Source organism: Streptomyces sp. NPDC057099, from assembly GCF_042671245.1.
Classification (GTDB): Bacteria; Actinomycetota; Actinomycetes; order Streptomycetales; family Streptomycetaceae; genus Streptomyces; species Streptomyces purpurascens.
This window is the reverse complement of record NZ_JBHUTX010000002.1, coordinates 59484-85154: the sequence shown is the minus strand read 5'-3', so window position 1 is coordinate 85154 and position 25671 is coordinate 59484. Positions and strand designations below refer to the sequence as shown.

Annotated in this window: 21 protein-coding genes and 1 pseudogene; 7 read left to right on the top strand and 15 right to left on the bottom strand. The window is 73.0% G+C overall.

Translation table 11 applies throughout. The annotated features are described in order from the left end of the window. Positions 1-69: 69 nt before the first annotated feature. From ACFT4A_RS02875 to ACFT4A_RS02865, 3 genes are all read right to left on the bottom strand, one after another. Positions 70-399 (bottom strand): nucleotide pyrophosphohydrolase, encoded by a 330-nt coding sequence (locus tag ACFT4A_RS02875; RefSeq protein ID WP_382825358.1) that lies wholly within the window; start codon positions 397-399, stop codon positions 70-72. Further along, positions 392-1579, bottom strand: a complete 1188-nt coding sequence (locus tag ACFT4A_RS02870; RefSeq protein ID WP_382825356.1) for an ATP-binding protein — start codon at positions 1577-1579, stop codon at positions 392-394. The genes ACFT4A_RS02875 and ACFT4A_RS02870 overlap by 8 nt, the downstream gene beginning before the upstream one ends. Before the next feature lie 92 nt (positions 1580-1671). Continuing rightward, the gene (locus ACFT4A_RS02865) at positions 1672-2067 is read right to left on the bottom strand and encodes a cell division protein SepF (RefSeq protein ID WP_031134653.1); all 396 of its coding nucleotides are present in this window, start codon (positions 2065-2067) and stop codon (positions 1672-1674) included. Between the two features lie 194 nt (positions 2068-2261). Between ACFT4A_RS02865 and ACFT4A_RS02860 the strand changes: the two genes are divergently transcribed. Continuing rightward, positions 2262-6341 carry a molybdopterin-dependent oxidoreductase gene (locus ACFT4A_RS02860; RefSeq protein ID WP_382825355.1) on the top strand — a complete coding sequence of 1360 codons (4080 nt, stop codon included), beginning with the start codon at positions 2262-2264 and terminating at the stop codon, positions 6339-6341. Between the two features lie 438 nt (positions 6342-6779). On the opposite strand, the pseudogene ACFT4A_RS02855 reads toward ACFT4A_RS02860, so the two are convergent. Beyond that, positions 6780-7296: pseudogene (locus ACFT4A_RS02855) on the bottom strand (YceI family protein). 119 nt (positions 7297-7415) lie between these two features. Here ACFT4A_RS02855 and ACFT4A_RS02850 point away from each other — a divergent pair. The 5 genes from ACFT4A_RS02850 (at position 7416) to ACFT4A_RS02830 (ending at position 11462) form a co-directional block, all read left to right on the top strand. Then, positions 7416-7919: a MarR family winged helix-turn-helix transcriptional regulator gene (locus tag ACFT4A_RS02850; RefSeq protein ID WP_382825353.1), complete on the top strand. Its 504-nt coding sequence runs from the start codon at positions 7416-7418 to the stop codon at positions 7917-7919. A 200-nt stretch (positions 7920-8119) separates the two neighbouring features. Further along, positions 8120-9454, top strand: coding sequence for a hemolysin family protein (locus tag ACFT4A_RS02845; RefSeq protein ID WP_382825351.1), 1335 nt, complete (start codon positions 8120-8122; stop codon positions 9452-9454). Continuing rightward, positions 9451-10473 (top strand): hemolysin family protein, encoded by a 1023-nt coding sequence (locus ACFT4A_RS02840; protein ID WP_382825349.1) that lies wholly within the window; start codon positions 9451-9453, stop codon positions 10471-10473. The genes ACFT4A_RS02845 and ACFT4A_RS02840 overlap by 4 nt, the downstream gene beginning before the upstream one ends. A gap of 389 nt (positions 10474-10862) precedes the next feature. Continuing rightward, positions 10863-11090 (top strand): hypothetical protein, encoded by a 228-nt coding sequence (locus ACFT4A_RS02835; RefSeq protein WP_382825348.1) that lies wholly within the window; start codon positions 10863-10865, stop codon positions 11088-11090. 204 nt (positions 11091-11294) lie between these two features. Continuing rightward, entirely contained in the window at positions 11295-11462 is a 168-nt protein-coding gene (locus tag ACFT4A_RS02830) for a hypothetical protein (RefSeq protein WP_382825347.1), read from the top strand. On the opposite strand, the gene ACFT4A_RS02825 is transcribed toward ACFT4A_RS02830, so the two are convergent. From ACFT4A_RS02825 to ACFT4A_RS02775, 11 genes are all read right to left on the bottom strand, one after another. Further along, positions 11431-12579 carry an acyltransferase family protein gene (locus tag ACFT4A_RS02825; RefSeq protein ID WP_382825345.1) on the bottom strand — a complete coding sequence of 383 codons (1149 nt, stop codon included), beginning with the start codon at positions 12577-12579 and terminating at the stop codon, positions 11431-11433. The two genes, ACFT4A_RS02830 and ACFT4A_RS02825, sit on opposite strands and share 32 nt — an antisense overlap. A 141-nt stretch (positions 12580-12720) precedes the next feature. Next, entirely contained in the window at positions 12721-14361 is a 1641-nt protein-coding gene (locus ACFT4A_RS02820) for an ABC transporter ATP-binding protein (RefSeq protein WP_382825343.1), read from the bottom strand. Further along, positions 14358-15152 carry an ABC transporter permease subunit gene (locus ACFT4A_RS02815; protein ID WP_382825341.1) on the bottom strand — a complete coding sequence of 265 codons (795 nt, stop codon included), beginning with the start codon at positions 15150-15152 and terminating at the stop codon, positions 14358-14360. Before ACFT4A_RS02815 ends, ACFT4A_RS02820 begins: the two co-directional genes overlap by 4 nt. After that, a complete protein-coding gene (locus ACFT4A_RS02810) occupies positions 15149-16108 on the bottom strand; it encodes an ABC transporter permease (protein WP_382825942.1) in 960 nt (319 codons plus the stop codon). The genes ACFT4A_RS02815 and ACFT4A_RS02810 overlap by 4 nt, the downstream gene beginning before the upstream one ends. A gap of 89 nt (positions 16109-16197) precedes the next feature. Beyond that, on the bottom strand, positions 16198-17766 hold the full coding sequence (locus ACFT4A_RS02805; RefSeq protein WP_382825339.1) for an ABC transporter substrate-binding protein: 1569 nt from the start codon (positions 17764-17766) through the stop codon (positions 16198-16200). Positions 17767-17790: 24 nt separating this feature from the next. Continuing rightward, a complete protein-coding gene (locus ACFT4A_RS02800) occupies positions 17791-18597 on the bottom strand; it encodes a class I SAM-dependent methyltransferase (RefSeq protein WP_382825338.1) in 807 nt (268 codons plus the stop codon). Further along, positions 18594-19817, bottom strand: coding sequence for an MFS transporter (locus ACFT4A_RS02795; RefSeq protein ID WP_382825336.1), 1224 nt, complete (start codon positions 19815-19817; stop codon positions 18594-18596). The genes ACFT4A_RS02800 and ACFT4A_RS02795 overlap by 4 nt, the downstream gene beginning before the upstream one ends. Then, positions 19801-20853 (bottom strand): dipeptide epimerase, encoded by a 1053-nt coding sequence (locus ACFT4A_RS02790; protein WP_382825334.1) that lies wholly within the window; start codon positions 20851-20853, stop codon positions 19801-19803. Before ACFT4A_RS02790 ends, ACFT4A_RS02795 begins: the two co-directional genes overlap by 17 nt. Beyond that, entirely contained in the window at positions 20850-21938 is a 1089-nt protein-coding gene (locus tag ACFT4A_RS02785) for a PLP-dependent cysteine synthase family protein (RefSeq protein WP_382825332.1), read from the bottom strand. Before ACFT4A_RS02785 ends, ACFT4A_RS02790 begins: the two co-directional genes overlap by 4 nt. After that, positions 21935-22768: a Rossmann-like domain-containing protein gene (locus tag ACFT4A_RS02780; protein WP_382825330.1), complete on the bottom strand. Its 834-nt coding sequence runs from the start codon at positions 22766-22768 to the stop codon at positions 21935-21937. Before ACFT4A_RS02780 ends, ACFT4A_RS02785 begins: the two co-directional genes overlap by 4 nt. Beyond that, complete coding sequence (locus ACFT4A_RS02775; protein ID WP_382825328.1) at positions 22765-24021, bottom strand: ATP-grasp domain-containing protein; 1257 nt, start codon at positions 24019-24021, stop codon at positions 22765-22767. Before ACFT4A_RS02775 ends, ACFT4A_RS02780 begins: the two co-directional genes overlap by 4 nt. A 147-nt stretch (positions 24022-24168) precedes the next feature. Between ACFT4A_RS02775 and ACFT4A_RS02770 the strand changes: the two genes are divergently transcribed. Continuing rightward, the gene (locus ACFT4A_RS02770; RefSeq protein ID WP_382825327.1) at positions 24169-25662 is read left to right on the top strand and encodes an alpha/beta hydrolase; all 1494 of its coding nucleotides are present in this window, start codon (positions 24169-24171) and stop codon (positions 25660-25662) included. Positions 25663-25671 lie beyond the last annotated feature (9 nt).

Sequence of the window (25671 nt, the reverse complement as noted above, 5' to 3'; positions counted from 1 at the left end):
ACGGAAAATTGCGGACAACAATTCGGATTCGAGTCGCATTTTGGTTACGCAGCGTACAAACGGACTTTGCTACTCCTGGACCGGGAACCTCCGCTCGTTCCGGTCGATCTTCGCGTCCAGCGCCGCCAGCGGGTCGATGCCGAGCACCTCGCACAGCTGCAGCAGATACGCGAGCACGTCGGCGACCTCGTCGGTGACGCGGGGCGCGGCGTCGGGGTCGGTCATGACGCGGGCCGACTCCTCGGGGGTCAACCACTGGAAGATCTCGACCAGTTCGGAGGCCTCCACGCTGAGCGCGGCGACCAGGTTCTTGGGCGTGTGGTATTGCTGCCAGTTCCGCGCGGCCGCGAAATCGGCCAGGCGGCGTTGCAGTTCGGCCAGGTCCAGGTGATCAGTCACGGTCCAGGTGTACCACCGTGACACCCTCCGCCCCGGCGGCCCACGAGGCGTCACTGACCGTGCCGACGAGCCGGATGTGCCCCCGTTCGCACATCCGGGACGCCAGCCGCAGCAGTTCCAGCCGCTGCCGTCCGTCCAGGCCCCGGTCGAAGCCGTCGGCGAGGACGGTGAGGGTCTGGAGCGCGGCGGGCACCTCGCCGGCCGGGTCGACCTCCAGCACACCCGGTCCGGTGAGCAGGACCAACGCGAGGGCCACGTAGCGCAGTTCACCGTCGCCGAGCCGCCGCAGGTCCGTGAGGACGCCGTCGCCCCGGTCGAGCGTCGCACGGACCGCTCCCGTTGCCTCCTCCGCCCGGGCGAGGACGTCCGCGACCGGCCCGGCGCAGCCGGCGCGTACCGCCGCCACGAACAGCGCGTGCCGCCGTCCGCACTCGGTGCGGGTGCGCTCCAGTACGTCGGCCAGATTGCCGCAGCCGCGGAGCAGCCGGCCGGACCCGGACGGCACGGGGCCGCGCATCCTGGCGGGCTGGGGGTCACAGGCGAAGACGGAGCGCAGGGCGACCACCATCTGCTCGGCGGCAGCCAGCACCCTGCGCTGGCCGGGTGTCTTGCCGGCCACCCGCAGCGGCAGCAGGGCCGTGCCGAGCCGGTCGTCCGGCAGCGGGCCGCGGGTCACGGGCGTGGGCCCGGCCGTGTGCCAGGCGGCCTGGACGGCGCGCTTGCCGGGGTCGCGCAGGGCGGTCTCCAGGAGGACGAGGCCGTCGGCCGTCAACCGTTCGCCCACGACGCGCAGTTCGGGCTCGGCCTGCACGGCCACGTCGAGCCGGACCGGGCCCGCGGGGCCGTCGGCCGTGCAGCCGATGCGGAAGCCGCGGCGGCGCTGCGCGTCGGGCCGGGCCCGCTCCGGCACACAGGCGACGGGGTCCGGGAACGCCTCGCCGAGCCCGGCACCGCCCCCGAGCCGGGCCAGGGCCTCGTACGCCCGCAGCGCGCTGGTCTTGCCGCAGCCGCTGGGGCCGGTGAGGAGGGTGAGCGGCCCGAGCGGGAAGGCGGCGCGGCGGTGGGTGGTGAACGCGGCCAGGCGCAGTTCGGTGAGGCGGGGGCGGGAGCGGTCGGGGTGCGCGACGCCCGCGGGAGGTACGGGGGATGTGGGGGGTGTGGGTGCGGGGGGCTGGGTCATATCCGGACGGTAGGGCTCCGGCGACAGGACGAACCGTTCCGTCTCCGGGCCTTTCCTACGATCGAGCTACCGTCACACCGATCGAGCCGCCGTCACACCCCGGGAAGCCCGGCTCCCTCCATCAGTCCCGTCACCTCGGTGCCCGCCGGTGTCAGCAGGAACACGTTGCGGTCGACGCGGTGCATCCCGCTCGCCAGGCCGAAGACGACGCCCGTGCTGAAGTCGAGGACGCGCTTGGCGACCTCCGTCTCCGCGCCGGTCAGGTCGAGCAGCACGGGCACCCCCGCCATCAGCCGCTCGGCGACGTCGCGGGCGTCGGCGAAGACGTTCACCCGCAGGACGACGAAGCGGCGGCGCGTCTCCGTCTCGGCCTCGGGTATGGAACGGTGGCCGACGGAGGACGGCCAGGCGTCCCGGCCCCGCAGCGGCACGACCTGGGCGAGCCCCTCCCACTGTTCGTCGGTGACATCGTGGCTGTTCACCGGCATGCTCCGTCCTGGCTCGCGCTGACTGTCTGCATCGGGCAATTCTTGCGCAGAGTCACCCGTTCGGCCCAACTGCGACACGCTCCGCGACCTCAATGCACCTCACAACGGCCGGAAGGCGGCTGTGTGACGGGCGTAACCCCTGGTGATCAAGCGGTGTGACAGCGGTGTAACGGGCGATTCGTACTCTCTAGGGCATGACCACGACCCCCGGGACCCGGCAGGAGACGCGGCAGGTGCGCACCGTCTGCTCCTACTGCGGTGTGGGCTGCGGCCTCGTCCTCGACGTCGGGGCGGGCCCGGACGGCCGCCGCAAGATCTTCAAGGCGTCCGGCGACAAGGCGCATCCGGCGAACGCGGGGCGGCTCTGCACCAAGGGCGCGACCACGGCCGACATGCTCGCCGCGCCCGGACGGCTGACCAGCGCGCTGGTGCGGGACGACCGGGGCGAGGAGGCGGTGCCGGCGCCGGTGGCCGACGCGATCGCCGAGACCGCGGCGCGACTGCGGGCCATCGTGGACGAGCACGGGCCGGACGCGGTCGCCTTCTACGTCTCCGGGCAGATGAGCCTGGAGGCGCAGTATCTGGCCAACAAGCTGGCCAAGGGGTTCGTGCGGACGAACGGGATCGAGTCGAACTCGCGGCTGTGCATGGCGAGCGCGGGCACCGGCTACAAGCTGTCGCTGGGGGCGGACGGGCCGCCCGGGTCGTACGAGGACTTCGATCAGGCGGACGCCTTTCTCGTCATCGGGTCGAACATGGCCGACTGCCATCCGATCCTCTTCCTGCGGATGATGGAGCGGGTCAAGGCGGGCGCCAAGCTGATCGTCGTAGATCCCCGGCGGACCGCGACCGCCGCCAAGGCCGATCTGTTCCTGCAGGTCAAGCCGGGGACCGACCTGGCGCTCCTGAACGGTCTGCTGCAGCTGCTGCACGAGGGCGGGCACACCGACCCGGAGTTCATGGCCGCGCACACCGAGGGCTGGGAGGCCCTGCCCGGGTTTCTCGCCGACTACGCCCCGGCCGCGGTCGCGGAGATCACCGGGATCGCGGAGGACGATCTGCGCACCGCCGCCCGGATGGTCGGCGAGGCGGGCAAGCGGTGGATGAGCTGCTGGACCATGGGGCTCAACCAGTCCACGCACGGCACCTGGAACACCAACGCCCTGGTCAATCTGCATCTGGCGACGGGGGCGATCTGCCGTCCGGGCGCCGGGCCGTTCTCCCTCACCGGTCAGCCCAACGCCATGGGCGGTCGCGAGATGGGGTACATGGGCCCGGGGCTGCCGGGGCAGCGGTCGGTGCTCGTGGACGAGGAGCGGGCGTTCGTCGAGGACGTGTGGGAGCTGCCGCCGGGGACCCTGCGCAAGGACGGCGTCGGCAAGGGCACCGTCGAGATGTTCCGGAAGATGGCCGACGGGGAGATCAAGGCCTGCTGGATCATCTGCACCAACCCGGTCGCCTCGGTCTCCAACCGCCGTACGGTCATCGAGGGCCTGGAGGCCGCCGAGTTCGTCGTCACGCAGGACGTGTTCACCGACACCGAGACGAACGCGTACGCCGATGTCGTCCTGCCGGGCGCGATGTGGACCGAGGCGGAGGGCGTCTTCGTCAACAGCGAGCGCAACCTCACGCTGACCCGGCCGGCCGCTGACCCGCCCGGGGAGGCGATGGCCGACTGGCGGATCATCGCGGAGGTGGCGTGCGCGATGGGGTACGAGAAGGGGTTCTCGTACGACAGCGCCGAGCAGGTCTTCGAGGAGATCCGGCGGTTCTGGAACCCGAAGACCGGGTGGGACCTGCGCGGGGTGTCCTACGAGCGGCTGCGCGAGACGCCCGTGCAGTGGCCGGCCGCGCGGGAGGACGGGCCGGAGCGCAATCCCATCCGCTACGTCGGTGACGACGGGCTCCGTTTTCCGACGGCCTCGGGGCGGGGCGTGTTCTTCGCGCGCCCGCATCTGCCCGCCGCCGAGATGCCGGACGACGACTATCCGTTCGTGCTCAACACCGGGCGGGTGCAGCACCAGTGGCACACGCTCACCAAGACCGGGAAGGTCGCGAAGCTCAACAAGCTGAACTCCGGGCCCTTCGTGGAACTCCACCCGCTGGACGCGGCCGCGCTCGGCGTCGCGGAGGGCGATCTGGTCGAGGTCGCCTCGCGGCGCGGGCGGGCCGTGCTGCCCGCGGTGGTGACGGACCGGGTGCGGCCGGGGTGCTGTTTCGCTCCGTTCCACTGGAACGACCTGTTCGGCGAGTATCTGAGCATCAACGCGGTGACGAGTGACGCGGTGGATCCGCTGTCGTTCCAGCCGGAGTTCAAGGTGTGCGCCGTCTCGCTGGCGAAGGTGTCCGCGCCGGCACCGGCACCGGCGCCTCTCCCCGCCGAGGCGCTCGTGCCGACGGAGGTGACCCCGGGCGCCGCCGATCCCTTCGGCCTGGAACCCTCCCCTCCCCCGGTCCTCTCCGCACAGGAACGCCGGTATCTCACCGGCTTCCTCGCCGGGCTCCGCTCGGGCACCCTCGGCGGAGTCCCGGTGCTGCCGCCCGACGCGCCCTTCTCCGCCGAGCACGCCCTGTGGGTCAACGGGGTCCTCGCCGGCATGTACTCCCGGACCTCCGGGACATCGACCGCCCCGCCGCAGGAACCCGCCGGGCGCGAGATCGTCGTGCTGTGGGCCTCGCAGACCGGGAACGCCGAGGAGTTCGCCTCCGCCACCACCGAGCGGCTGACCGCGACCGGGCATCGCGCCCGCCTCGTCGGCATGGACGAGGCCGATGTCGGGGCACTCGCCCGCACGGCCGATCTGCTCTTCATCACCAGCACGTTCGGGGACGGCGACGCGCCCGACAACGGCAGCGGCCTCTGGGACGCGCTCGCCGACGCCGGGGCCCCGCGGCTGGACGGGGTGCGGTACGCCGTGCTCGCCTTCGGCGACTCCTCCTACGACGACTTCTGCGGGCACGGGCGGCGGCTGGACGCGCGGCTCGACGAGCTGGGCGGGGTGCGGCTGGCCCCGCGTGCGGACTGCGAGCCGGACTACGAGCCCTCCGCCGGGGAGTGGCTGGACCAGGTGCTCTCGGCGCTGGGCGACACGAGCACGGCTCCGGCCCCGACCTCGGCCCCGACCCCGACCTCGGCCGAGCAGCCGAGGACCAGGTCCAAGCCCGCCGCCACCGCCGCCCGGCTCGTCGGCAACGAGTTGCTCAGCCGGCCCGGCGCGGGCAAGGAGGTCCGCCGGTTCACCTTCGACACGAGCGGGACGGACCTGGCGTACGAGGCCGGGGACGCGCTCGGTGTGCGGCCGGTCAACGCGCCCGCCCTCGTGGACGAGTGGCTGGCGGTGACCGGCCTGGACGGGACAACATCCGTGCAGGTCAAGGGCGTTGGCGAGGTGCCGTTCGCCGAGGCCCTGCACCGGCACTTCGACATCACGCGGATCACGCCCGACCTGCTGCGCTTCGTCGCCGAACGCGCCCGGGACAAGCACGAGTTGCGCAGGCTGCTGCGGCCCGACAACAAGGACGGGCTGGCGCAGTGGAGCTGGGGACGGCAGGCCGTGGACGTGATCGCCGAGTACGCGGTGCGGGCGAGTGCCGAGGAGTGGGCCGGGGTGCTGCGGGGGCTCCAGCCGCGGCTGTACTCCATATCGTCCAGCCCGCTGGTGGACGCCCGGCGGGTGTCGCTGACGGTGTCCGTGGTGCGGTACGAGAATCTGCACGGCCGGGCGCGCGGCGGGGTCTGCTCGCCCTTCCTGGCGGATGCCGAAGCGGACACGGAGGTACCCGTGTTCGTGCAGCGCTCCCCGCACTTCCGGCCTCCGGGCGACGCCTCGACGCCGATGGTCATGGTCGGCCCGGGCACGGGGGTCGCGCCCTTCGTCGGTTTCCTCCAGGAGCGGCGGGCGCTCGGCCACCGGGCTCCCAACTGGCTGTTCTTCGGCGAGCAGCACCGCGCGACGGACTTCTACTACGAGGACGAACTGACCGCGCTGCTCCACGAGGGCACCCTCACCCGCCTGGACACCGCCTTCTCCCGTGACCAGCGCAACAAGGTGTACGTGCAGGACCGGATGCGCGAACACGGGCCCGAGCTGTGGCACTGGCTCTGCGAGGGGGCCCGCTTCTACGTCTGCGGCGACGCCTCCCGCATGGCCAAGGACGTGGACCGGGCCCTCAAGGACATCGCGGTGACGCACGGCGGACTGAGCGAGACGGAGGCCACCGCGTACGTGAAGCAGCTCGCGGCGGACAAGCGGTACGTGCGGGACGTGTACTGACCCGCGGGGCCACGGGTCCTGAACCACGGGCCGACCGGCACCGCTCCACGGGCTTTACGTCTCCTACCTGATGAAGACGCCGCTGTGGCCGGCGGCGGTGACCGCTCCCGCGTCGGCGTTCACCGGGGCCTGGCAGCCTCGTCCGCGCTTGCTGTCGGGGGCCCGTGGCGCGGTCCGGTCCGGATTGTCGCGACGGCGCTGCTGCTGACGCCGGCGCTGCGCAGCGCGGCCGCGGCGGCGAGGGCACACCGCCCCACCGCGGCGACCGTCTCCCGCATCGCCCTCCAGGTCGGCAACAGGGACGGCAGGGCGCTCGCCCCGCACTTCACCCTGCCCCGACAGGGTGTCCGTGTCCGCCGGCGCCCATTCACGGCGTCGCCGCAGACGCTGTCGGGCGCGGATGTGGGGCGGTCGCTCGCCGGGACGGACCGAGTGCGGTCAGCCCGTGGTGCGGACGAACCGGAGGGCGGCGGTGACCGTGGTCAGGCCGCGGATCATGCCCAGCTGGTTCCAGCCCAGGCCGAACTGGTCCCGGTCCACGGTGAACTCGGTGTCCAGGGTGAGCCCGGTGGCGTCCCCGTCCGTCAGGCGGGCGGTGAGGGACAGCGGCCTGCTGATGCCGCGCACGGTCAGCTGGCCGACGACGTGCACCTGGTCGCCGTCGCGGAGCTCGGCGCTGCGGGCCGCGAAGGTGATCTCGGGGTGGTGGTCGGCGTCGAAGAAGTCGGCGGACCTCAGATGGGTGTCGCGCTTGGCGTTCCCGGTGTCGAGGGAGGCGACGTCGAAGGTCAGGGTGCCGACGGCGGACCCCGTCGGGCCGGACCTCGCCCGTGCCGCTCAGCGCGCCGAATCCGCCCTTCACGGTGACCAGGCCCCACATGGTCTTGTGCCGGATGCCCACGGTCGAGGCGGTCGCGTCGAGCTGCCAGAGTCCGGTTTCCACGGCGACGGTCATGATCCTGCTCCCACTCGTATCGTCCAAATTTGGATGACTGTTATGAGTGCACGCTAGCGGCTGGTCCAAATTTGAACAACCCCCTGCTCCAAATTTGGACGACACGTAGACTGGACGGCATGGCCGACCCCGAGGAGCACCCCGCCGACCTGCCCGGATGTCCCTCCGCCGAGGGCACCGGGCTGCTGCCCCCCGAGCTGCGCGCCTGGATGCTGCTGCTCGCCGCGACGGGAGCGGTGGAGCAGCGGCTGCGGGCGGCCGTGAAGGAGAAGCTGGACATCTCGCACGACGAGTTCCTGATCCTGTGCCTGCTCGCCGAGCAGCCCGAGGGCGGCCTGCGCATGACGCGCGTCGCGGAACTCCTCGGCCGCCCCAAGACCCGCCTCACCTACCAGATCGCCTGCCTCCAGCACGCCGGCCTCGTCACGCGCAGGTCGGTGTGCGGGGACAAGCGCGGCATCGAGGTCGCCCTGACGGAGAAGGCCCGGGGCCTTCTGGCCGAGGCCTCCGGAGCGCTCGCCGAGACGGTCACCGAGGGCCTGGCCCGCTTCATGGGGCCGGACCAGTGCGCGGCGATGCGTGGGCTGGTGCCGGACCTCGCCGAGGAGTCCCGCCCGGAATGAGGGGCGCCCGGAGCGGGGCGCTGTTCTCTACAGCGTCGTAGAATTCGGGAACACGGGCGCGACGACGGTCGTTGACCCGAGTACACACCACACATGAGGAGCGAGTTCTTGTCCGCCAGACCGACGGACCCTCCGGGGCACAGTCCCCGACCATCCCGCCACGACATGACTGATCGCGGCACACGGCGGGGTGGTGTCGGATGAGTGCCGCCGAGGCCTTGCTGGGCCTGCTCGCCGTGTTCGTGCTGACCGCCGGCACCGGCTACTTCGTGGCCCAGGAGTTCGCCTACGTCTCCGCCGACCGGCTCGCCCTCGCGCGTGCGGCCGACGCCGGGGACCACAAGGCCGCCCGGGCCCTGAAGGTCCTGGAGCGGCTGTCGTTCATGCTGTCGGGCGCGCAGCTCGGCATCACCGTCACCGGCCTGGTCGTCGGCTTCATCGCCGAGCCGTCGGTGTCCGCGCTGCTGAGGCCCGCCCTGTCCGGGCTCGGCCTGCCCGACGCGGCCGTCAGCGGTATCGCCGTCGTCCTCGCCTTCGTGCTGGCCACGGTCGTGCAGATGGTGCTGGGCGAGCTGGCCCCGAAGAACCTCGCGATCGCCGTGCCCGAGCGGCTGGCGAAGGCGCTGGCCCCGTCCACGCTGGCGTATCTGAAGGTCGTCGGCCCCGTCGTCCGCGTCTTCGACAACGCGGCGAACAAGCTGCTGCGCAAGGTCGGTATCGAGCCGGTCGAGGAACTGCACCACGGCGCCACGCTGGAGGAGCTGGGCCATCTGATCGGCGAATCCCACGAGCAGGGCGCGCTGCCGAAGGACACCGCCGCGCTGCTGGACCACGCGCTGGAGTTCTCCGAGCGCTCCCTCGACGAGGTGATGGTGCCGCGCGCGGACGCCGTCTTCGTCCGCAAGGACGCCGGTGCCGAGGAGGCGATCGGCCTGATCGCCGAGCACGGCCACTCCAACTACCCGGTCCTCGGCGACCACCCGGACGACATCGCGGGTGTGCTGGGCGTGCGCGAGCTGATGGCGCTGCCCGCCGCCCGTATCGCCGGCGCGACCGCCGGTGAGGTGGCCCGGCGGCCCCTGCTGCTGCCGGACACGCTCGCGCTGCCCGACGCGGTGACGCGGATGCGGGAGCAGGACGACGAGTTCGCGGTCGTCCTCGACGAGCACGGCGGCGTGGCGGGCATCGTCACCTACGAGGACATCGCCGAGGAACTGGTCGGTGACATCGCGGACGAGTCGGACACCGTCACCGTGCTCGCCGTCGCGGACGGCGACGGCTGGCTGGTGGACGCCGGGCGCCGGCTGGACGAAGTGGCCGAGGCCACCGGCGTCCGGCTGCCGGAGGACGACGACTACGACACCGTGGCCGGCCTGGTCGTGGACCGGCTCGGCCGCTTCCCGACGGTCGGCGACAGCGTCACGGTCGAGCTGCCCGAGGGCGGCCGCGCCGTGATCGACGTCCGCACGCTCGACCGGCATGTCGCCGACCGGGTGCGGATCAGCCCGCTCGTGGAAGCCGAGGAGATGGCGTGAGTTTCCCCATGGCGGTCTTCGTGACCGTGCTGCTGCTGATCGGCAGCGGTTTCTTCGTGGCGGCCGAGTTCGCGCTGGTCGCCGCCAAACGGCACCGCATGGAGAAGGCGGCGGCCGAGGGGCGGCGCGGCGCCGGGGCGGCACTGGCCGGTATCCGCGAGCTGTCGCTGATGCTGGCCGGCGCCCAGCTGGGCATCACCGTGTGCACGCTGGGCCTGGGCTCGGTGTCCAAGCCGGCGATCTCGCACGAACTGGACCCGCTGCTGCACAAGCTGGGCCTGCCCAGTGCCGTGAGCTACGGCGTGGCCTTCGCCGTGGCGATGGTCGTGGTGGTGTTCCTGCACATGGTGGTCGGCGAGATGGCGCCGAAGTCCTGGGCGATCGCCCACCCCGAGCGTTCGGCGATGCTGCTCTCCCCGCCCTTCCGGGCCGTGGTGCGGGCCGTGCGGCCGCTGATCCGGCTGCTCAACGCGGTGAGCAACGCGCTGGTACGGCTGTGCCGGGTGGCCCCGCGCGACGAGCTGGCCTCGGTGCACGACCGGGAGCAGCTGACGCACCTGGTGGAGGAGTCCGAGCGGCTCGGCCTGATCAGCGCGACCGACTCGGAGCTGCTGACCCGTTCGCTGACCGAGCCGGAGACGCCGGTGGCGGCGCTGCGGATCCCGGCCGCGGAGATCACCTGGGCCGAGGGCGGCGCGGACGTCGACGCGCTGTTGCGTTTCGCCGCCGAGCACGACCGCACCCGGCTGCTCGTCCGGGAGAACGGCGTCGTCCTCGGCTCGGTCCACGCCCGTGACGCCCTGGTCGCCCGGGCCCGGGGGCGTGCCACGACCGCGCGGGAACTGGCCCGGCCGGTGCCCGAGCTGACGGAGGCGACCACGGTCGCGGACGCGATCGAGGTGCTGCGCCGCCGCCGGGCTTCCCTGGCCGTCGTCCGCGACCCCGACGGCGGGCTCACCGGACTGGTCACCCTGGACGACCTGCTGGCCCGTCTGATGCAGCCGGCCGCGGCGGCCTGACCGGGGCGGGACCGAACATCCAGCACATCTGCACACCGCCGGCCAGGACGCCGTAGGACGGTGCACCCGGCGCCAAGTCCGTCCCGCGGCATGAGAACTTGGCGCCGAAGTGCCCGCTTCGGAATTCGGGAGGCAATACACCCGTGTGCCGCCGGGCGACGGGATATGTGAAGGAGTGTGCGCAATTCGGTGACCTCGTGGTCATGGCGGTGAAGGCGGTCGCCGGAAATCCGGGTGCGGCGTCGGCGGGCGGCTGGCCGTCCGGCTCCGGGGAATGTTTTGATCCTGCGCACGGCGGCGCCGCGGATGCGGAATCCCGGTTCCCGGAATCCCGCGATCACCCGCGCCGCTCCGCCATTGCGCACATTCACGCGAAGGGAAACACCCCCATGAACCTCACCCCCCGGGTCGACATCGCCGAGCTCTCCGACGCGGACCTGGACCAGGTCTCCGGCGGCAACGCGGGCGGCGCTGCCTCCGCGGGCCTCGCGGGCGGCCTCTCCGCCGGCCTGGTCGGGCCGCTGACCGCCGAGGTCTGCGGGAACCTGCAGGCGGCGCTGTCGACCGAGGGCGCCGCGGCGGGCGCGAACGCGGGCGTTCACACGACCTCGCTCTGATAAACCCCGCGCGAAGGGCCCCGGGAGGCTTCCCGGGGCCCTTCGCCGTGCCACGCGCCCCTGCCGGACGTCGCAATGTTGAGGAATTCGCGAAGATCATGACGGAATTCTGGACATGACGGGGGCGGTCGACACGGCGAAGGGGGATGACGCAGACTTGCAGCGGCCCTCAGACCCCGGCTGTAAAGCGATAGGACCAGCCCAGTGAAATCCGACTCGACCAAGACCGAAGAACTGCCCATCTACGAAAGCCTCGTGCGCGAACGCGGTGACGTCGTGGAGGAGGCCCGCGTGGTGGCCGAGGAGACGCAGCACCAGGTGACGCAGGCACTGAACGGTGTCACGACGACGGGTCGTGGCCCCGGTTCCTGAGTGAGAAACGCCACCGGGGGGCCGCGGCTCTGCCTCCCGGGCCGAAGGCCCACTCCATCCCCGGTTCCGTCACACAGCGGAACAGACGCCGCACGGACGGCGTGCACAGCGCGGTCATGACCGCGGCGGCCACCAGGGTGGCCGTGAGCGCGCCGACGGGTCCCCGGACCCAGGCCGGTTCGTACCAGCCCCAGTACTTGGCGGCCTGCGCGACGAAGCCGTGCAGCAGATAGCCGCACAGCGTGCCCGCGCCCAGCACCGTGAACCACATCCGGCGTCCCGGCACCCAGGCGAGGAAACAGGCCACCAGGACGACCGAGCAGCCGAAGGCGGCCAGGGTCATCAGGGGGCCGTACCAGAAGGGCGCGGCCAGGGCCCGGGCGCTGTCGGCGTGGAAGAACCAGGCGTAGTTCATCCGCGGAACCGCCCAGTACGCCACGGCGAGCGCGCAGCCGGCCACCGGCACGGCGAGGATGCGCGCCTTGCGCCGGCGCACCAGCCGGAAGTGCTCCGGCCGCAGCAGCAGCCCGAAGACGAAGTACGGCAGGAACTGCAGGGTGCGCTGCAGGTCGAGGTCGTTGCCGATGGACGGCGAGAGCGTCGCCAGCATCGCGATGACGAAGGCCAGCGGCAGCGGCCACCGCACATGACGCCAGAGCGGCGTGGTCAGCCGCCAGACGAACAGGGCCGCCAGGAACCAGGTCAGGTACAGCGGATCCAGCAGGCTGATCGGCCGGTCGGGGTCCTGGCTCGTCCAGCGGGTGAACAGGGTGTACGCCGTCTCGAACACGACGTACGGGACGACGACACCGGTAACCAGGCGCTTCAGCTTCCCCGGGCTTCCGTCGAAGGTGCGCGAGAAGTAGCCGGAGATGATGATGAACGCCGGCATGTGGAAGGCGTAGACGAGCATGTAGAGCGCGGTGACGGCTCTGCTGCCCGGCCGCAACGGCTCCCATGCGTGCCCGACGGCCACCAGCACGATCGCCAGGTACTTGGCGTTGTCGAAGAACGCGTCCCGCTGCCGGGCCGGTCGGGCCGGCGCGTCCTGCTCCTTCGGCCGAGTGGCCCGGCCTTGTCCGGCCGCCGGGCGGGCCGTTGTCACCGTGTCACTCACGGGCCCTCCCCCAGCGACTCGAAGCGGCTGTGCCTCGTCTTGCGTGGAGTAAGGGAGTGGTGTCTGCGCAGAACATCGCCCGCACCCTAATCACAGGGCCGTGCCCTCGTTCAACTCGTAACGGGGGTGACTCGCTTCGGTTCATGCCCGGGTATACGTATCGAGACGGGCGATCGTCTCCGCGAGGGCTGCGGTGAAGGGATGGTGCGGCTCGGTCAGGACCCTTCGGGCCGGGCCCTGTTCGACGAGTTCGCCCGCGTCCAGTACGGCGATGCGGTGGGCGAGTGCGGCCGTGTCCAGGTCGTGGGTGATGAGCACGAGGGCGAGGTCGTCGCGGTCGCGGACCAGTGCGGTGAGCAGGTCGAGGATGCCGCGCCGGGTGACGGTGTCGAGGCCGGAGGTGATCTCGTCGCAGACCAGGACCCGGGGGCGGGCGAGGAGGGCCCGGGCGAGGGCGGCGCGCTGGAGTTCACCGCCGGAGAGCTCGCCGGGGCGGCGGCGGACGACGGACTCCGGGAGGCCGAGGCTCGCGAGCGTGGTCAGGGCCTCGTCCGTGGCCGTCTTCTCGTCGGTGCCGCGCAGCCGGACGGCGGTGCGGGCGACCTGGGCGAGGACGGGCCGGTGCTCGTCGAAGGCGGCCCGGGCGTCCTGGAAGACGTACTGCACGGCGGCCAGTTGGGCACGGCTGCGCCGCCGCAGGCTGCGCGGCAGCGAGGTTCCGTCGAGCAGGATCTCGCCGTCGTGGTCCCGGTGGAGTCCGGCGAGGCAGCGGGCGAGGGTGGTCTTGCCGCTGCCCGAGCGGCCGACCACGGCGAGGCATTCGCCGGGGTGCAGGGCGAGGTGGGGGGCGCGCAGGACGGTGGTGGTGCCGTTGCCGTGCCGGGCCGTGAGGTGGGTGATGCGGAGGACGGGGGGACGGACCTGGTCGGGGGTGTCCTCGGCCTGGGGGCGGTCGGGTTCCGGCGGGGCGGGGTGACGGGCGAGGGCGCGGCTTTCGTCGTCCCGCTTCACGTCAGCGCCGCCCTCATCGGAGAAAGCCGTACGGGACTCGGCGAGCAGACGGCGGGTCCAGTCGTGGCGGGGTGCGCGCCACAGGCGTTCGGCCGGTCCCGACTCGACGACCCGGCCCGCGCGCAGGACGAGGACCTCGTCCGCGAGCGCGCGGACCACGTCCAGGTCGTGGCTGAGCAGGACGACCGCGATACCGCGGGCCGCGACCGCCGCCAGCTGGTCGACGATGCCGCGCTTGGTCAGCGCGTCCTGGCCCGTGGTGGGTTCGTCGGCGACGATGACGCGTGCGCCGAGGAGGAGGGCCTGGGCGAGGACGACGCGTTGTTGCTGGCCGCCGGAGAGCTGGTGGGGGTAGCGGCGCAACAGGACTTCGGGATCGCGGAGTTGGGCCGCCTTCAGGGCTTCGCGTACGCGTTCCCGGGCCGCCGTGCGGCGCTCGGCCCGGGGCAGGTGACGTACCTGGGCGCGGGCGATGTCGTCGAGCAGGGCGCTGACGCGGCGGGCCGGGTTGAGGACGGCGGCGGGGTGCTGGGGCACGTATCCGACCGGTCCGGCCCCGGACCGTCGTACCTCCCCGGTGACCAGGGCGCCCGGCGGATACTCCCCCAGCAGTGCGAGGCCGGTGGTGGTCTTGCCGCTCCCGGAGGCACCGACCAGGGCGGTCACCCGGCCGGGGAGCACGCGCAGGTCCACCCCGTCGACGATGGCCCGGCCGGCGATCTCGACGCGCAGGTCACGGATCTCGGCGACCGGATCGGTTGCGTGGCTCACGGGCGGCGTCCTTTCTTGTCCAGTGCGGCGTCGAAGAGCAGGTTGGTGCCCGTCGTCAGCGCGACGATCAGCAGCGCGGGCACGACCACGGCCCAGGGCTGGATGAACAGGCCCGTGCGGTTGCGGTCGACCATGACCGCCCAGTCGGCGGCGTCCGGGGCGACGCCCACGCCGAGGAACGCGGCCGTCGACACCAGATACAGCACGCCGGTCAGCCGGACACCGGCGTCGGCGGCCAGGGTGCGCAGGGCGGAGCGGCCGACGTAGCCGACGGCCACGCGCCACCACGACTCGCCCTGCATGCGCAGCGCCTCCACGGCGGGCCGGGCCGCCGCCTCGGCCGCCGAAGCCCGTACGATCCGGGCGGCGTCGGGCACGTTCACCAGCGCGACGAGCAGCGCGAGTCCGGCCGCGCCCGGCGAGAACACGGACGCCACCAGCAGGATCAGCAGCAGCGACGGTACGGCGAGCAGCACGTCCAGCGGCCGCATCAGCAGTTCCTCCAGCCACCGTGCGCGGGTGACCGCCGCGGCGAGACCGACCGGCAGGGCGACGGCGTAGGCGAGGGCCGTCGCGGCGAGCGCGGTCAGCACGACCGTAAGGCCGCCGTGCAACACCTGCTGCCAGACGTCCCGGCCGACGAAGTCGGTGCCGAGCCAGTGGCCGCCGCCGAGGGTGAAGGAGACGGCGCGGGGGCCGGGCTCGCCCGCGAAGAGGGGCCCCAGGAGGGCGAGAAGCAGCGGGACGGCGACGACGGCGAGGCCGAGCAGCAGTCGGCGCGGGGCCCTCACGCCGCCGCCCCCGTCCGGGGTGTCAGCCGGTACGCCACCACGTCCGCGCCCAGGTTCAGTACGACGGTCAGCACGCCGAACACCACCGCCAGCCCCTGCACCACCGGCACGTCCCGCTCGGCGACGGCGTTGAGCAGGACCGTGCCGAGGCCGGGGATCACGAAGAGCGCCTCCACGACGATGACGCCGCACAGCAGCCAGTCGACGGTGCGGGCGAGTTGCTGGGCGGCCGGGGCCAGGGCATTGGGCAGGGCGTGGGCGTAGCGGACACGGGCGCCGGGGACGCCGTAGCGGCGGGCGTGGGCGGCGTAGGGCGAGGCGAGGGCGTCGACCATGCCGGCCCGGACCAGGCGGGACAGGGAGCAGACCGGGCGGGACAGCAGGACCAGCACCGGCAGGACGAGCACGGCCGGGTGGCCGAGCAGGTCCGTGCCGTAGCCCACGGCCGTCGGCGGCAGCCAGGCCAGCTTCAGCGCGACGACCGTCACCAGCAGCACCCCGAGGGCGAATTCGGGCACGGCGTACACGGCGAGTGTCACGGAGCTGACCAGCCGGTCGATCAGCCGCCCCTCGTGGTGGGCGGCGAGCACGCCGAGCCCGAAGCCGAGCGGGACGAGCAGGGCGACGGTGAGCGCGGCCAGCAGCAGGCTCGGGCCGAAACCGTCGGCGACGTAGTCGACGACCGGGCGGCCGGAGGTAAGGGAGGTGCCGAAGTCGCCCTGCAGGAGGCCCGTCGCCCAGTCCGCCAGCCGTACGTACGCGGGCCGGTCCAGCTCCAGGGTCTCGCGGATCGCCGCGATGCGCGCGGGGTCGGGCTGGTCGCCCGCGAGGGCCACGGCGGCGTCGCCCGGGAGGGCCTCGGTGAGGGTGAATACCAGCAGCACCACGGCCACGGTCTGTACGAAGCCGAGGGTGAGGCGCCGGGCGACGAAGGAGCGGAGGCCGCCGGGCGCCACGCTCGACGTACGGCTGCCGCGCCGTCGTGGCTGGTCGCGCCCCGCGGCGGAGCCGCATGTCGATACAGCCCCGCGCCCCTTCAGGTCCGTCACGTCAGCCATACCTTGTCGAATCGGGCCCAGTCGAGGGTGTTGGCCGGGGCCTTGGTCTCGACTCCCCTGACCTTGCGGGCCGTGCCGAGGATCCAGTCGGCGAAGCCCCAGACAAGGAAGCCGCCCTCGGCGTAGAGCCGGCGCTGCATCCGCTCGTAGACGGCGGACCGCTCGGTCTTGTCGCGGGTGGACTGCGCCTGCTGGTAGAGGGCGTCGAAGTCCTTGTGCCGCCACCGGGTGGCGTTGGTCGTGGAGTCGGTGAGCAGCCGCTGGGAGATGTGGGCCTCGATGGGCATGGCGCCGGAGCGGTAGCAGCACAGGGTGCCGCCGTCGAGGATGTCGCTCCAGTAGGAGTCCTTGCTGCCCATCCGCACGTCGATCGTGACGCCGGCCTTGGCGGCCTGGTCCCGGAAGATGCCGGCGGCCTCGGTGAAACCGGCGGCGACGGCCGAGGTGTCCAGGGTGACCTTCAGCTTCTCGGCGCCGGCCTTCTTCAGCAGGGCGCGGGCACGGTCGAGGTCCTGCTCGCGCTGGGGCAGACCGTCGGCGTAGTACTCGTAGCCCTTGCCGAACAGGTCGTTGCCGGCCTCGCCCGCGCCGGACAGGGCGCCGTCGACGAGTTCCTTCCGGTCGGCGATGAGGAAGAACGCCTCCCGCACCCGCCGGTCGTCGAAGGGCGGCCGGTCGGTCTTCATGCAGAACGCCTGCATGGCGCTGTTGCGCAGCCGGACGATCTCGATCTGGCCCCGGCCCTCGTGGGCGCGGGCGGTGGTGGGGTTGAGTTCGTGCGCGTACTCGACCTGGCCCGCGAGGAGGGCGTTGACGCGCGCGGATTCCTCGTTGGCGACCACGAATTCGAGCTCGTCGAGGTACGGGGCACCGTCCCAGTGGTCCTCGTACCGGCGGAAGACGGCGGAGCGGCCGGGCGCGAAGGAGACGAAGCGGAAGGGGCCGGAGCCGATCGGCTTCTTGTCGAAGTCGCCGGCGTGCTCGGGGACGATGTACGCGCCGAACGCGGCCAGGACGTTGGGGAATTCGGCCGTGGGGCGCTTGAGGACGAACTCGACCGACCGCTCGCCGGTGGCGCGGCTGGCGTCGAGGTCGATGGGTTCCAGGGAGGCCTTGGCGCGGAACGCCTGCTTCGGGTCGGCGATCCGGCGGTAGCTGTGGAGGACGTCCTGAGCGGTGACCGGCCTGCCGTCGTGGAAGGTGGCCTCGCGCAGGGTGATCTGCCAGCGGTCGAGGGTCTTGTTCGCCTCCCACGCGGCGGCGAGGCGGGGACTGGCGGAGAGGTCGGCGTCGTAGTCGGCGAGCTTGTCGTAGAGGGCCTTGGCGCGGGCGACGTCGGCGAACAGGCTGGCCAAGTGCGGGTCGAGGGTCTCGCTGGCGCCGCCGCCGGCGAAGGCGGCGCGCAGCCGTCCGCCGCGCTTCGGCTTACCCCCGCTGCCGCTGTCCGTCTTGTCGTCCGTGCCTCCGCCGCAGCCGGTGAGGGCGAGGGCGGCGGCGCCGGTGGTGGCGGCGAGGAAGCCGCGTCGGCGCAGGCCGGGAAAGTGTTCGTCGTGCATGGCTGGTCCTTCGTGTCCTTGGGGTCAGGGGGTGTGGAGGCGCGCGACGACGTGCAGCCGGTCCCCGTCGGTGGTGATGCCGGGCAACTCGCCCTGCTGCCAGCGGGGTTCGGTGCGCGGTCCGGGGCCGTCGTGCAGTTCGAGCACCTCGAAGTCGTGCGCGGCGAGGAAGCGCCGTAGCTCCTGCGGGAACAGCAGACGCCAGGCGGAGTGCTGTGCGGCGGGCGGGGAGCCGTCGTCCGTGGTCCAGACGCGGGTACGGCGCAGGAGTTGGGCGGTGCGGTCGACGGTCAGCGTGGTGTGCGACCGGTAGGCCGTGCCCTGCCAGGCGAACTCGTCGACGGCGGGCCGGTCGAGCAGGTCGGTGCGGCCGAGGAAGTACGCGCCGTTGCGCATCTCGGCGACCAGCAGCCCGCCCGGTGCGAGGGCGTGGCGGCAGGAGGCGAGGAAGCCGTCGAGCTGGTCGTTGGTGTGGCAGTACAGCAGGGAGCTGTCCAGGCAGACGACCGCGTCGAAGGCGTCGTGGCCCAGGTCGAAGCCGTGCAGGTCAGCTGGGACGTACGCGGGGCCGGGATGGCGGTCGCGGGCGTGGGCGAGCATCGCCTCGGAGAGGTCGGCGCCGGTCACGGTCCGGCCGGAGCGGTGCAGGGCGGCGGCGTCGCGGCCGGTGCCGCAGCCCAGGTCCAGGACGCGCGGCCCGGCTGCGTGACGGCGCAGGGTGTTCTCCGTCCACCGGGCGGCCAGTCGCTCGGGGTCGGGGAAGCGGGCCTCGTACAGCTCCGGGTGGTCGGTGAGGAGGTTGCCGGGCACGCCGGTTCGGAAGACGCTCATGCGGTGCTCCGCTCGCGTACCGGTTCCGCGGGCTCCGGCAGCGCCCCGCGGCGGTACAGCCACGCGACCGCGCCCGCCGAGGCCAGCCCGAACAGGGCACAGGAGACCCACGGCAGCCAGGAATGCCCGCCGCGCTCGCCCGTGTCCATGGCCCAGCCGACGGCCGTGTTGCCGAGGGCCGCGGCGATGCCCGAGACGACGTAGAAGATCCCGAAGTAGGTGCCGGTCAGCTCGGGCCGGCCGAAGCGCGGGATCAGCTCCATCACGAACGGCTGCGCGATCATGATGCCGAGGTAGAGCAGCAGCGCGCCCGCCAGGACGGGCACGACACCTGACGCGAGGGCCGGCGGCAGGAAGGCGAGGCCCATCACCGCGAGCCCGACGGCTATCCAACGGGCCCTGTCGCCCTGGGACTTGAGGCGCTTGGTGATTCTCAGCTGGAGCGCCAGGTTGGCGACCGTGCCGACGAGGAAGACGATGCCCGCCGCCCCGTCCCAGCCGGTCGCCTTCCTGGCGCCGTCGGGCAGCAGCAGATACAGCTGGTTCTCCAGGGTGAACATGCCGACCATGGCGAGCGCGAAGGCGACGAAGGCCCGGTTGCCGAGCACTTCGCGCCAGTCCCCGAGGACGCCGCCGCCGCTCGGCTCGACCTTCCGCGCGGGCAGGACGAGGGCCTGCGCCACGGTGAGGACGGCGAAGATCCCGGCGGCGGTGAGCGCGGACGTGCGGAAGTCGACGAGGAGCAGGGCGCTGCCCAGCAGGGGGCCGATGAGCGCGCCGGTCGTGGCGAACACGTTGAACAGCGCGAACGCCTCCGCCTTGCGCTCCCCGGACTCCTGCGCGAGATACGCCCGCACGGCCGGGTTGAACAGCGCCCCCGCAAGCCCGCTCAGCACGGACGCGGCGAGCAGGACCGCCAGCCCGTCGCCGAGCGCGAAGAGCGCGAACCCGAGGGTGCGCAGGGCACAGCCCGCGATGATGACGCCGCGTGCGCCGAGCCGGTCGGAGGCGGAGCCGCCGATGATGAACAGGCCCTGCTGGCTGAGGTTGCGGACGCCGAGGACGATGCCGACGACCGCCGCCGACATGCCGAGGTTCTCCGTGAGGTGGGTGGCGAGGTAGGGGATGAGCAGATAGAAGCCGGTGTTGACGCCGAGCTGGTTGACCAGCAGGAGCCGCACGGCGAGCGGGAAGCGGCGTATCTCATGCCACGTGCGCACGGACCGCCACCTCCTCGACGCCCAGGCCGGCGAGACCGCTGGTGCGGACGACGCCGTCGGTGCCGCCGATCCCGGTCCAGGGGTCGTGGGCGAGCAGCAGATGCCCGTCGAGGTCGGCCCAGCGGGCCCGGTCGGCGAGGTGGACGGCGGGGGCGAGTCCGAGGGTGCTGGCGGTCAGGCAGCCGAGCATCAGGTCGGTGCCGCTGCCCTCGATCAGCTCGGCGATGCGCAGGGCCGCGTGGACGCCGCCGCACTTGGCGAGCTTGACGTTGACGCCTTGGACGCGTCCGGCGAGGCGGCGCACGTCCTCCAGGGTGACGGCGTCCTCGTCGGCGATGACGGGCAGCGGTGCTCGCTGCGCGAGGGCGCCCAGGGCGTCCGGGTCGCCGCTCGGGACGGGTTGCTCGACGGCTTCCACACCGAGGTCGGCGAAGCGCGGCAGCAGGGCGTCCGCCCGGGCCACGGACCAGGCGCCGTTGGGGTCGAGGAGCAGCCGGGCCCGGGGAGCGGCGTCGCGGATGACGCGCACGCGCTCGATGTCGTCCTCGGGGTCGGGGGCTCCCGCCTTGACCTTGATGACCTCGAAGCCGCTCGCGGCAAGCCGCCGGGCCTCGGCCGCCGCACGGGCCAGGGCGGTGATGCCGATGGTGCGGGCGGTCGTGGCGACGGGCGGGGCGGTGGTCCCGAGGAGGCGGTGCACGGGGACGCCCGTGCGTCGGCCGGCCAGGTCGAGCAGCGCCGACTCGACGGCGGCGGTGACCGCGGGCGGCGTGTCACTCGCGGTCAGCTCCCCCGCCCGCAGGGCCTCCAGGGCGCTCTCCGGATCGGCGAAACGGCTCAGGTCCACGGCGGTGAGGAGCCGTACGAGCGTCTCGGTGCCGAGTCCGTAGTAGACGCTGGTGACGGCCTCGCCGTGGCCGCGCAGTCCGTCGTGCTCGACGGTGAGCCATACGGCGTCGCGTGCGGTCATGGTGGAACGGGAGATGCGCAGCGGCTCGGCGAGTTCGAGGCGTACGGTGCGCAGGCTGGACTTCACAAGGTCTCTTTCTTCAGGGCGGGGGCGGCGAGCGGGTCGCTGACGCGGGTGCAGCGGACCCAGCCGGCGGCCTCCGCAGCACAGGGGTGCGGTATCTCGACGGGCCGGGTGGCCGCGGTGTCCGGGTCGAGGCCGTGGGCGGCGGTGAAGTCGTCGTCGTAGACCGTGCCGAGGTAGCGGTGCGGGCCGTCGGGGAAGACGGTGGCGACGACCGCCCCGGGGTGGACTCGGGCGGCCCAGGCGGCGACCCGGGCGGCGGCGCCGGTGGACCAGCCGCCGCTGACGAAGGCGCCCCGCGCCAGTCGGCGGCAGCTGTCGACGGCCTCGGCCGGACCGACCCAGTGGACCTCGTCGAAGGCGTCGTAGGCGACGTTGCGCGGGTGGATGCTGCTGCCGAGGCCGCGCATCAGCCGGGGGCGGGCGGGCTGGCCGAAGATGGTGGAGCCGGTGGCGTCGACGCCGATGAGCCGCAGGGCGGGCCAGTGGCGGCGCAGCGGGCCGATGATGCCCGCGCTGTGGCCGCCGGTGCCGACGCTGCACACCAGGATGTCCAGATGGTCGAGTTCGACGGCGATCTCAGCGGCCAGGGACGCGTAACCGGCGGTGTTGTCGGGGTTGTTGTACTGGTCGGGCCAGTAGGCGCCGGGCAGTTCGGCCAGCAGTTCCCGCAGCCGGGCGAGGCGCGCGGCCTGCCAGCCGCCCCGCTCGGCCGGACGGTCGGCGATCTCCAGCCGCACCCCGTGGGAGCGCAGCAACTGGCGCATGGGCGGCTCCAGTTCCCGGTCGCCGACCAGCACGACGGGATGGCCGAGGGCCTGTCCGGCGAAGGCGAGCCCGATACCGAGGGTGCCGGAGGTGGACTCCACCACCGGGGCGCCGGGCAGCAGTTCGCCGCGTTGGCGGGCGCCCAGCAGCATCGACACGGCGGCCCGTGCCTTCATGCCGCCCGCGGCGAGCCCTTCGAGCTTGGCCCAGAACCCGGGGTGCGGGCCGGGCAGGTCGGGGGTGATGCGGGCCAGTGGGGTACGGCCGACCAGGGAGAGCAGTTCCCGTCGCGCGGCCGGACGGAGCGCGGTCGCGGTCATCGCCCGCCTCCCGGACAGGAGCCGTCGTAGCGGTGCAGGACACCGGGGCCGCCGTCGAGCCAGAAGAACGGGTACGGCTCCGCGCACACCGCGCTGACGCCCCGCCCGAGGAAGCGCGGCAGCACGGCGCTGCCGGTCTGGGCGAACATCACCAGCTGCTTGCCGTGCGCCAGCGCGTGCCGCCGCAGCGGTTCGAAGGTGCCGTTGCCCAGGGTCATGCCGGAGACGAGCAGCGCGTCGCACCGCCCGGCCGCGGCGAGCGCGTCGGCGACGACCGGCTCGTCCCACTCGGTCGCGCCGCCCTTGAGGTCACACGGAACATAGCGCAGACCGCGCGAACGCAGCACCTCCAGAAGGGAGTTGACCACGCCCACCACGAGCACGGTGGCTCCGGGCGGCAGGTCGAGCAGGCCGACGACCGCCTGAGCCCTGGCCCGGGACTTCTCCAGAGACGACCCGGCGGCCAGCGGGACGGGGCGGGCCCCGTTGGCCGGGGTGTGCGGCAGGACGTGCATCAGATAGGCGTCGAGGGCAGCGACCCGTACCGCCGGCAGCGGATGCTCCAGCAGCCGGGCCACGTCCGCGCCCACACACTCCTCGACCGCACTGTCGGGCAGCGCGCCGGGCTCGACCGCGCAGGAGCCGACCGCCTCGCCGAGGCGCAGGCTGAGCACCTCGTTGCGGTAGCCGGTGCCCCGCCCGGCGTGCCGGACGGCCTGCCGGGTGGTGAAGGCGACGGCGACGCGCAGGGTGCCCGGTTCGGGTCCGAGGGCCCCGGCGCGCACTTGGTCTACGAGGTCGTCGTAGGAGGCGTCCGTGAGCGCGGTCATCGGATCACCAGTCCCGCCCGCAGCCCGTCCAGCACGCTTTCGACGCGTGCGCGGGCACCGAGTCCGTCGGCGTCGCCGGCCATGACGTGCCCCAGGTACTCGTTGTTGCTGCCCGCCGCCTTCACCGCCTTGCCGGGTTCGGCGAGTTGCACCTCCAGCACACCGGGCAGGTCGCCCACGTCCACGCCGTCCAGCGCTTCGAGGGTGCCCGAGGAGCCCGGCACCAAGAAGCCGATGGCCGCGCTGCGCAGCCCGGTGTCCGTGTGCCGCAGGTCGGGTGCGCGGCCCAGGGCGACGTCCACGAAGGCGGCGGCGAGGTCGATCCCGGTGACGTGCCGGACGAGCTCGGTGATGCGGTTGCCTGCGGGCCGGGGGTTGACCTCGACCACGCGCGGCCCGGCGGAGGTCAGTTTGATCTCCGTGTGCGCCACGACCCCGTCGGTCAGGCCGAGGGCCTTGAGGGCGGCAAGGGCGGTCTGTTCGGCGGCCTCGGCGTCGGCCGTCGTCAGGTCGGCGGGGAACATGTGCCCGGTCTCGACGAAGGCGGGCGCCCCGCCGACGCTCTTGTCGGTCACGCCCACCACATGGACCGCGCCCGCGTACGACACCGTCTCGACGCTCACCTCGGGACCGTCCAGCAGCTCTTCGAGCAGCACCACGGGCGTCCGCCGCTGTCCGCGCGCGTTGACCGGGAAGTCGGCCAGGGCCCGGCAGGCGGCGGCGAGCTGTGCCTCGTCGTCCACACGGCGCACGTACATGCCCGCGCACAGGTCGACGGGCTTGACGACCAGCGGATAGCCGATGTCCCGCGCGGCCCGGGCGATGTCGGCCCACTCCTCCCGGACGGCGAAGCGCGGGCCGGGCACTCCCGCGTCGCCGAGGACGCGGCGCGTGGTGTCCTTGCGGCAGGCGTTGCGGACCGCCTCGTGCCCGGGCCCGGGCAAGCCGAGACGTTCCGCGATCCGCGCCACGGCCGGCAGGTAGTAGTCGCAGGACGTGACGACCCCGTCGAAGCCGAGCACCCCGTGCAGCCGCTCGACCTCGGGCAGCAGCGCCTCGATGTCGTTGGTGTCGGCGGTGATGACATGACGGGCGCCGAGCAGCGGATGGGACGTTCCCTCCGGGGCCGAGCGCAGGTAGTGGTGCAGGTCACGGGTGAGGAACGTGAACGCGTGCCCGTTCTCCCGGATCGCCCGCGGCAGCAGTCGGCTCATGGACCCGACCCAGCTCTCGACCACCAACAGATGAGCCACAACTCCCCCTTTCTTGCAGTGAGTCAGAGGCGTGCGGGCAGCCCGGCGAGCCCTCCGGGAGGAGGGTGCCGGGGGTTGCCCGCCCCAGACGTTATCGATAATCATTTTCATTGTCATCTGATCGGGCGAAGATCTTCTGGAGACCCCTTGACCCGTCCCGCACGCCGCACCGCACTGCTGTGCGCCCTCGCGGCCGCCACCGCCCTGCTCCCCGCCGCCCCCGTCCGGGCGGCGGCCGAGCCGCGCTCCCCGCTCCGCTTCACCGACTGCCCCGACTCCGTCCCCCGGCCGGCCGCGCCGGAGCGCGTCGAGTGCGGGCGACTCGCCGTGCCGCTGGACTGGCGCCACCCCCGAGGGCCGCGCATCGAGGTGGCGGTCTCACGGGTCCGCGCCTCGGGCACCCCCGCCGAACGACGCGGCATCCTGCTGGTCAACCCGGGCGGCCCGGGCGGCTCCGGGCTCCCCTACGCGGTCACGAAGCGGGCCAAGCTCCCCGAGAGCGTGCGGCGCGCGTACGACGTGGTCGGCTTCGACCCGCGCGGCGTGGGACGGAGCAGCCCGGTCTCCTGCGGCCCGATGGGCGGCCTCTTCGACAGCCCGGGCGGCGACCCGGTGCCGGACGGGGCCCCGGCGGAGCGGGCGTATCTGTCGTCCCTGCGTGCCCTGGCCGACGACTGCGCGACGCACGCGGGCCGTCTGCTGCCCCATCTGTCCACCGAGCAGACCGCGTACGACATGGACGCGATACGCGGGGCCCTCGGCGAACCGCGGACGAGCTTCCTCGGTGTCTCCTACGGCAGTTGGCTCGGCGCGGCGTACACCGCCCGCTTCCCGCACCGCGTCGGGCGGATGGTGCTGGACAGCGTGGTCGGGCCGTGGGACTGGTACGACTTCGATGTGCTCCAGAGCCGGGCGCTGCTGCGTCAGCGCGGGACGTTCTTCGCCTGGGCGGCGGCCCACGGCGAGCGTTTCGGCCTGGGAGGGACACCGGGAGCGGTGCGGGAGGCGTATCTGCGGGTGCGCCGGGGACTCGCCGCGCGGCCGGTGGCGGGCTTCGGCCCGGCGGAGTTCGACCGGGCGGTGTACCGCGCGCTGGGCCGCACCGAACGCTGGGAGGGCCTCGCCGACGGTCTGCGCGGCTACCTGGCCGACGGTGACCCGGACGGGCTGCTTCCGGCCACCGCCTTCGACGGCCCGGACTCCCGCAACTACGAGGCGGCCAACCGTGTCGTCAAGTGCGCCGACGGGCCGGGCCCCAGTGCCCGCGACATCGTCACGGACATCCGCCGCACCCGCCGTCTCGATCCGCAGCCGGTTCTGACGGGCATGGAGGCGAACGCCTGCGCCTACTGGCACCACCGGCCCGGCCACCGCACCCCGCTCGGCAGTCCGGACGCGCCGCCGGTCCTCCTGGTCGCCTCCGCGCACGACCCCGTCACGCCGGTCGAGGGGGCCCACTCCATGCGGCGCCTGCTGCCCGGTTCACGCCTGGTCACCCTCGACGACGACTACTCCCACGGCGTGTTCGCGAGCCGCGGCAACGCCTGCGTCGACGACACCGTCGCGGACTATCTGGTGCGCGGAACGGTGCCGTCGGCGGACGTGCGCTGCACGGGCCCGGGCCTGCCGACGGTCCGGTAGGGAGCGCCG